The 7,714-nt window shown below is 64.5% G+C and carries 7 protein-coding genes and 3 pseudogenes; 4 read left to right on the forward strand and 6 right to left on the reverse strand.

The annotated features are described in order from the left end of the window. Positions 1-37: 37 nt before the first annotated feature. A pseudogene (locus tag IO24_RS46510) lies at positions 38-184 on the forward strand (DUF6233 domain-containing protein); the annotation flags it as partial. Between the two features lie 147 nt (positions 185-331). Continuing rightward, positions 332-934, forward strand: coding sequence for a hypothetical protein (locus tag IO24_RS45220; protein WP_157851270.1), 603 nt, complete (start codon positions 332-334; stop codon positions 932-934). A gap of 429 nt (positions 935-1,363) precedes the next feature. Here IO24_RS45220 and IO24_RS0118145 read toward each other — a convergent pair whose 3' ends face one another. From IO24_RS0118145 to IO24_RS44490, 5 genes and pseudogenes are all read right to left on the reverse strand, one after another. Further along, positions 1,364-1,675, reverse strand: a complete 312-nt coding sequence (locus IO24_RS0118145; protein ID WP_051905937.1) for a hypothetical protein — start codon at positions 1,673-1,675, stop codon at positions 1,364-1,366. 897 nt (positions 1,676-2,572) lie between these two features. After that, a complete protein-coding gene (locus IO24_RS45225; protein WP_157851271.1) occupies positions 2,573-3,256 on the reverse strand; it encodes a glycine-rich domain-containing protein in 684 nt (227 codons plus the stop codon). Beyond that, positions 3,237-4,301 (reverse strand): cupin domain-containing protein, encoded by a 1,065-nt coding sequence (locus IO24_RS45230; protein ID WP_157851272.1) that lies wholly within the window; start codon positions 4,299-4,301, stop codon positions 3,237-3,239. The genes IO24_RS45225 and IO24_RS45230 overlap by 20 nt, the downstream gene beginning before the upstream one ends. A gap of 611 nt (positions 4,302-4,912) precedes the next feature. Then, positions 4,913-5,542 (reverse strand): annotated as a pseudogene (locus tag IO24_RS0118170) (IS110 family transposase); the annotation flags it as partial. Next, a pseudogene (locus tag IO24_RS44490) lies at positions 5,542-5,643 on the reverse strand (IS5/IS1182 family transposase); the annotation flags it as partial. The pseudogenes IO24_RS44490 and IO24_RS0118170, both read right to left, overlap by 1 nt. Before the next feature lie 191 nt (positions 5,644-5,834). Between IO24_RS44490 and IO24_RS47625 the strand changes: the two are divergent. Continuing rightward, positions 5,835-6,560, forward strand: a complete 726-nt coding sequence (locus IO24_RS47625; protein WP_420823257.1) for a VOC family protein — start codon at positions 5,835-5,837, stop codon at positions 6,558-6,560. On the opposite strand, the gene IO24_RS0118175 is transcribed toward IO24_RS47625, so the two are convergent. Continuing rightward, a complete protein-coding gene (locus tag IO24_RS0118175) occupies positions 6,472-6,852 on the reverse strand; it encodes a winged helix-turn-helix transcriptional regulator (protein WP_107062984.1) in 381 nt (126 codons plus the stop codon). The genes IO24_RS47625 and IO24_RS0118175 overlap by 89 nt on opposite strands. Here IO24_RS0118175 and IO24_RS0118180 point away from each other — a divergent pair. Then, complete coding sequence (locus IO24_RS0118180) at positions 6,739-7,560, forward strand: zinc-binding dehydrogenase (protein WP_167551619.1); 822 nt, start codon at positions 6,739-6,741, stop codon at positions 7,558-7,560. The two genes, IO24_RS0118175 and IO24_RS0118180, sit on opposite strands and share 114 nt — an antisense overlap. Positions 7,561-7,714 lie beyond the last annotated feature (154 nt).

A 7,714-nucleotide genomic window follows, 5' to 3' on the forward strand; every position in this document is an offset into this window, starting at 1 on the left:
GCCGACGACGGCGAGCAGGTGCTCGCGACTCGTCGCCGTACACACGGGTGAGTGCTGGGACCCGGGCAAGCGGGTGAGACCTGCGACCAGGGCGCAGGCGATCGAGGCACTACGCCATCAGGCGCTGGCGTGCTCGAAGTGCCGGCCGGACACGGCGCTCGGTGTCAGGGTCGGCAAGCGCTGAGTCCGGAGCCCGGCTTCAGGGGATCGCAGCGTCCAAGAACGCTGCGATCCCACCGGCACGCGCTTCCTTAGCGTCACGTGGCACCGGAGCCGATCTCCGGCTGACAACAGCGGGATGTGCGCTTGTCAAGCTGAATTAGGGGGATGTATGAGCGTTCACAAGAAGATCGTCAGCCTTGCTTTCGCCACCGCCCTCGCAGGCGCTGGCCTCATCGGGAGTGCGTCCACCGCCGGCGCGGCCTCCTGCTACGGAAGCGCCCACAGCTACAACAAGCCAGCCAACTCGAGCTTCTTGCCCAACATCGTCTATGGTCACCTCAAGTCGACCAGCAACTGCGCGGATATCAACATCAAGCCGAATGCCCCCCGCTACGTCAGAGTGTGCTTCGTTCCTTCGAACGGTGACACCTACTGCCAGGACGGCTACACACTCGCTCCCGCCGGCGAGTGGACGGAAATCGCCACCGATGTGGAAGATGGCACGAAGTTCGCGTTCCATTTTCAAGGCAGACGGAGTATCAACGGGGTACTGGGCAGCGTGAGACCCGGCCGTGCCGCGCGGGGTCTTGCTGTGTCAGCGGTGTGGTACGGCGGCTTCTTGCGGTGGATGGGCAGGGGACGCTGTCGCGGTTGCACGTGCGGATCGCGGCGGAGCTGGCGGGTGTGTCGGAACGGACGGTGTGGCGGTGGCTGGCCGATGGACGCCGGGGCCATGTCGGGGCGTGGCCGCGGCAGGAAGGGTTTTCGCTGAGTGACGCGTTGTGGGAGGTCCTCGCGGAGGCGGGCGGGAGCGTCGCGGAGTTGCGGCGCAGGATGCTCCGGGCCCAGGAAGAGGGGCGTTGGAGGGGTGGGGTACGCAGTGTGTGCCCTCGCTGCCGACGTTGTATCGGGTGATCAAGCGGGAGCTGGGGGCGGGCCGGGTTATTGAGGTGGCTCGTCCGGCTGGGGCCTGTACGTTCCCGTGCACCGAGCCCCGGCGAGCGGCATCGTCCTGGCGGAGGCCCGGGTCACCATCCCGCGCCGCCGCTAGCACCACCGCGTTGCTGTAAACACGAGGGCTCCGGGGCGTTGTGCCCCGGAGCCCTCGTAATTACTGCTCAGCGGCCGGACGGAGGCGGACTCACGCCCCCTCCATGCCCAGCTCATCTGCGATGACACGCGTCGGTCTACCGTCGACGGCCTACCACCAGGGGGTGCAGGTGATGCCGCTGTCCCTCACAGGGCTGGCCAACCTCGCGCAGACGCGGAAGGCCCGGCTGGATGAGCTGCTGGTCGGGTAGGCCGCAGTTGTGATCCTGCCTGCTGAGCGCAGATAGAAGGGGCCGCACTGGATCCACGACTGCTTGTTGTCGTTGGTGACGTCCATCCAGACCTGGCCTACGGCACCGGGGCCCATGGTGTTGCTGCTCAGGGCACCCCACCCCATCTGTCTGCCGCCGACGTTTCCGGTCTGCATTGCGTACGAGACGACGGCCTGGGGATGGTCGATCACGAGCGCTCCTGCCCCTGCTACACCCGTGCCGCTGAGGCTGTTGGGGATGTCGGTGAAGCCGGCCTTGCCTCCCTCGCAGTCCGACGCTGCTGCGTGGGCCGCACCGGAAGTGCCAGCCAGAAGTCCTGCCCCGAGCATCAGCGCGGCCGCTCCCACGCTGAAAATCCGGCGAGTACTGCGCATGTCTTCTCCCTGGTCGAAGGGCTGACGGCTCCCGCGGTCCCGTCTTTCGCCGCGATGCCCGCTGGACGGAGCCTTCGTCGCCTCGTCACGATGACTACTGCTGTTACCCGACCGGAGCATTCACGTCGCTCTGGCTCCAGCCGCCGTAGTCCCGCGAGTCAGCGCCATGAAATGTAGGTGCAGCCAGGTGCGTCACGTCCCTGACAGATGTCAGGGTGCGGCATTCGCTCCCTCACACGAAGGTGGCCCGGGCTGCCGACGCGGGCCGGGCCGGGCAGCACGGTTTGGAGATCGTCTCGGTCGTAGCGCAGGGCTTGTCACAGCACGTATCGCTCGTTCTCGCCGCTGTGCGCCCAGATCCAAAGGGTGTTGTTGTACAAGGCTCGGTGGCGGGCATTTTGCCTGTATGGGTGGGGTGTTGAGGGCTGAGCCGGTGTGGGTGGAGACGCGATTTCAGCAATCACTCCGGTAGTCAGACCCGTGATCCGCCGATTGCTGATGATCACCGCACGCGTCGAGTTCCCCACCACCTGACCATGATCAACCATCCAGGCTCGACGTCTCACCGCCTACCGTGCACGAGCTCATTAGTATCCGCCGCTCCCACGCCCTAGCGGATCCCAGGCCGGCGTGCCGTACTTGGCCTTCGATGAGGCGACCGAGGCTGCGGCCGCAGCGCATTTGGTTGCCCCTGGTCGAGAGGGCGAGGACATATCATGAGGCTGAACGGAGGATCCTGATTTCCATCAGGGCCGAAATAAGACCCGTCTTCTCATCGTCGCTCAGGTCACCGGGCAGTTCTCTGACGTAGAAGGCGCCGGTATGGGCGATGAATGTCAGGGCATCCTCGGCAAGCCTGTTAACGGAAAACAAAATTTCACCGCTCGGAGTCAGCAGGTCTACCGCGTCCAAGTCTGCCCGGACTCTGACTGACCCAACATTGTCATTGATTACCCGCCGACGGATTGTGACAGTCTCTGCGTCAAGCCAGATATTCGGCAACTGGGCGCCAAAGAGATCCTTATAATGATCCGCGAAGAGCATAAATGATGTTGCGGCTTTAGGCTTCTCCTGACCGTCCGTCGGAGAATTGCTCGGACTGTGAGGCATGTACCTACCAAAATATTTATGGCAAAATTCCATGTACTGCCGAGTGAAGAGGATGAATTGATGCCATGCTTCGTCGACGCGCAGGGAGTACATGGGCCACGCCGCCCCACCGCTCACGCTTACGAGTACGAGGTATCGTTTGACTTCTTCAAAAAGCGCTTGACCTTCCTCCGGTGTGTCTGCAATATGATCTTTTACTAGCTTCTCGACGACAAATGGAGCCTCGTAGGACAGGGCGTTGAAAACCTGCCGTGAGTCCGATGCGACCTCAATCTGACGTGCATGCATAATCATCACCAATTTTCACGTACAGGCCAGTCTCTAGCAGAGCGTCTGCAATGTGTAGACGCTCTTCCGGAGATAGATTTCCTGGCATATCCTCGATTGTGAAGCTTCGCTCTTTGGAAACAAATGCGATCGCCTCGCGCCCGAGGCTGTCGACAGCTAGTTCCTTCAACGAGCCAGTCGGAGTCTCCGAATAGAGGACTGCCATCCCGGCGTCGAGGCGGTAACTCAGCTCAAGGTCCCTGTGCACACGCTCTAGTGCAAACCCGTGTCGGGTTGGCTTGCCAGACTCAGGCCTATCGGTCATGAAGCCACCAAGAGCGGTACATTTATCCAAAAGAGACGAGGCTTTCGCGCTGTTCAGGGAGGGAAGCATATTGCCGATGGCGCGAATGCGCCTTACCCGTCGCCGCGTTTCAATGACCTTTCGGTAGACGTGGTCGCTTTTCGTCCGGTCGAGTCTTGCCCTCCCCAAGAGGCCGGGTAGGGGATCGCCGCATCCATCGCCTGGGTCCTCGCCGTCCCTCGGGCTGGTCATATGGAAAGACAGCGACCAGCGCGACGAATTATTAATCGGCGCATGGATGCAAGGTTTGTAGATGTAGCCGACTTTCCCGGCCGAGGCGGGAAAGCGATTCTTGAGAACCAACTCCCGACGAGAATACGACTCCTCTCGGTCGTAAGTCACTACCTCGAGTTCATTGCGGCAGACTGCAGTAATCGTCCAAGCTGTGTGCTCGTGTGGCCCTGGCGAGCCTCCCGGGGACCAGTACCCAAAAGCGAATCGAACCCCGAGCCCCGGCATCGTGAAGAACGGCACCAATCCCGGCCGCAAGTCATTTCTCTCGAGCAGCTGCAACTCCAAATGAAGGCAGCTCGCGAGGAAGTCGTCATCGAGGACGGCATCCTGGATACTCGATCGCGCAGCGAGAACGGCTCGGAGCTCCGGGTGGTCCCGCTCGCCGTCCGAGGGGAACTCGAGTGCCTGCAGTGCTGTACACAAATCGTCGAATCTCATCGCAGCGGAACCCAGCAGGACGACGTGCACACCTCGCAGTACGGTGAATAGCAGGGTGCGCAATTCGATGTGCATACCTGGCGTTCTGGAACGTGCATGCGGAGTCTTCCCTTTCTGGATTCTCGCATCTCACCCTTTAGGGGGCCGTCCGAGGGTTCTGATTCCTCAACTCGATTGATGAGGACTTCGGCATCCTTCTTGACCCAGAGAATCACGCCTCCGAAAGGGGATGACGGCGCCTCGGCGTGGTGCAGGATGTCAGCCTCCGGGATTTCCACCTTGTCAGACAGGCGGTCGAGCCGCTGATAGATGACGACAGTGGCGTCATCGTCTGACGGGCCAACGAATCCCCGAATAATCCTTACATTGTTCCCCACGTCTTTCTCGATGAGCGTGGCCACCAATGGATTCACTGGAATCTTGGAATGTGAGTCGCCTGTTCTGGACATGCTGATCTCCCGGGCAGTCGAAGGTGGGGAAGCTGCGATTATGTAATGGATGCTCTGGGATTCGGAGCCGCCGCGCAAGACGAGATCGGCCACATGGCCCTAATGACGGTGTCCTATGTGGTGAGGCGGAGCAGTCGCTTGTAGCAGCACAGGGCTGCGAGGCCGAGAAAGACACCTCAGGCACTTAGCGTGTCAAGCTGCGGCGGCGAGGTCGACGGGGAAAGCAGTGTGTTCGTCGAACGGTTTGCGGTGCTGGAGGCAGTGGTAGAGCTGGCCGAGCATGCGGTTGAAGAGGTTCCTCTGGGCGGCTGCGTGCCAGTCTCCGTGCTCGTCGCGGCGCCTGCGGTAATGGGTCTTGGCGCCTGGTGAGGCGGTGATCGCGGAGAAGGCCCAGAGGTAGCCGGCATGGTTGAGCCGGTCGTTCTTCACCCACCGACGGGTGATGCTCGACTTCTTGCCGGAGGCTCTGGTGATGGGGGAAGCCCCGGCGTATGCCTTCAAGCCGCGAGCGTCGGCGAAGCGGTTGCGGTCGTCTCCGATCTCGGCGAGCACCCGGGCGCCGAGCTGGATGCCGAGTCCAGGGAAGCTGAGGATGATCTCAGCGTCCGAGTGCTGAGGGAAAGCTTCCTCCACTGCCTCGGACAGATTGTCGGCCGCGGTGCAGGCGGCCTCCAGCTGGACCAGGAGTGCGAGCATCTGCTTGCCGAGCGCGTCCTCGACCAGCGGGGGCTGGTGGGCCCAGTCGGCGCGGAAGACGTCCCGGAGTCGTTCGGCCTCGGCTTCGATGCCGCGTTGGCGGCCGGCTCGCTTGAGCGCTGCCTGCTCCACGGCTGGCTCTTGCTCACCGAGTACGCGCCTTCGCGCCGCAACGCGGTGATGAGCTTGCCGAACTGACGTGAGCTCAGCCCGGTGAGCGGGGCTATCCAGGAGGGCTCCGACGCCGTGTCACACCAGACACGACAAGATCATGTCAGCCACGTCCGGCAGCCTTCTTCCGGTGCCAGGGCCCGGTGTCCGACCCTCGTCCTACGATGCCCGGATGCAGCCACACTTCACCGGCACCGCGCTGATCACCGACGATGTTCCGGCCCTCGCCGCCTTCTAAGCCGCGGTCCTGGACGCAGATGTCGAAGGCAGCGAGCCCTTCGCCCGGGTGAAAGTCCCCGGTGCCGTCCTGTCGTTCTTTTCCACACAGGGCATGGAGTCGATGGTGCCAGGATCGATGACCGCCGCTGCAAGTGGAGGCTTCACCCTGGAGTTCCAGGTTACCGACGTGGACGCACGCCACGAACGGCTGCCGGCGCAGGGCGTTGAGATCCTCGAACCGCCGACAACCCAGCCGTGGGGACGCTGCTCAGTGTGGCTGCGCGACCCAGACGCCAACATCGTCAACGTACGATCCGCGGCCCGCACTCAAGGCAGGTGGCGCCACCCCACTCACTGTCCGCTTCGACCCGAGCGAGTCCGTCCAGATCGGTCAGTGGATCCTTCCGCTGCTGGCCCAGACCGATCCATGACGCACACGGGGAGCGAGGGAGCGGACGCGCGCGGTCTTCTTGTAGCGAGTGGCGATGCCGCGTCACTGCTTCAAGCGGTTGATGCACCGCTCGACGGTGTTGCGCTGCTTTCAAGGCCGGCGACCCCGGCCAGGGCCCGCGCCCCTTGCGGGACCCGGACGCGGACGAGGACGTCGAGGACGAAGTCTGAGTGCAGCATCCGCCGTCCGGGAGGACACGGCTCCCCGTGCCTGGTCAACCCCGGCCGCCTGCCTCGTCGAAGCGGGAACGGTTGTCCTGGATCTCGTCGTGATGGGTGCCTGCCCAATCGATCAGTGCGGTGACGGCGTCGAGCAGGGTGGCGCCCAGGTCGGTCAGCGCGTACTCGACCCGCGGGGGCACCTCGGGGTAGGCGGTCCTGGTCACCAGGCCGTCGCGCTGTAGTTGACGCAGGGTATGCGTGAGCATGCGCTGGGAGATCCCCGTGATGGAACGCTGAAGGTCGGTATAGCGCAGGGGCCCGTGCTCCAGAGTCCCGATCGGATCAAGGTGCGGGCCGCCGCGCTCAACCCGGTGGACGCGGCCATGCGTGCCGGCGTCTTCGGCGGCGAGGAGAGCGTTGGCCTGGGCTGGGATGTCGCCGGCACCGTCGATGCCACCGGCCCCGGCGTCAGCTGGCCGATCGGCGAGCGAGTCATCGCCCTGGCCACCGGTCACCACAAGCCGTTGGCCACCCACGCCGACTACGTCGTCCTGGACGCCGACACCCTCGCGCCGGCCCCCGCCTCCCTCGACGACACCCACGCTGCGGCGCTGCCGCTGAACACGACGACCGCCTCCCAGGTGCTGCGCCTGCTCGACCTGACCCCGGGGCAGAGCCTGCTGGTCACCGGCGCGGGCGGTGGAGTCGGCGCCCACACCGTGGAACTGGCCCACCGGCAGGGGCTGAAGGTCACCGGCCTCGGTTCCGCCGCTGACGAGGAGTTCGTCCGCGCCCGCGGCGCCGACCACTTCATGGCCCGCGGCCAGACCCCCGAGGCGGCCGGCTTCGACGGCGTGCTCGACGCCGCGGGTCTCGGGCCGGCCGCGCGCGCCGCCGTCCGCGACGCGGGCGCCTACGCCGGCCTGTGGCCCGGCAGCGAACCCGCCTCCGAGCGCGGCATCCGTGTCGAGGCCCTCAGCGTGCAGTCCGACGGCGCCCTGCTCACCGAACTGTCCCGCCTGGCCGACCACGGAGTCCTCTTCGCCCGTGTCGCACACACCTACCCGCTCCACGCCGCGGCCGAGGCCCACGCCCGGCTGGCCGAGGGCGGCCTGCCCGGACGGATCGTGCTCATCCCCTGAAGCCGGACAACAGGCCAGGCGCCGGCGCCCAGGCAGGAAGAGCGACGGACCGGGCGCCTAGAGGTTGTCCCGTAACCGGTGTGGCGGTTGGTGCGTTGGCTGGGCATGGGTGGGGTGATCTCAGCGGATGATCCGAAGTGGATCGAGCCGTTCT

This window comes from Streptomyces flavovariabilis, from assembly GCF_000725785.1.
Taxonomy (GTDB): domain Bacteria; phylum Actinomycetota; class Actinomycetes; order Streptomycetales; family Streptomycetaceae; genus Streptomyces; species Streptomyces hawaiiensis.

Excerpts from the sequence above, each read along its gene's own strand:
- IO24_RS45225 (WP_157851271.1), bottom strand. The coding sequence starts at position 3,256 with ATGCATGCACGTCAGATTGAGGTCGCATCGGACTCACGGCAGGTTTTC.
- IO24_RS45220 (WP_157851270.1), top strand. The coding sequence starts at position 332 with ATGAGCGTTCACAAGAAGATCGTCAGCCTTGCTTTCGCCACCGCCCTC.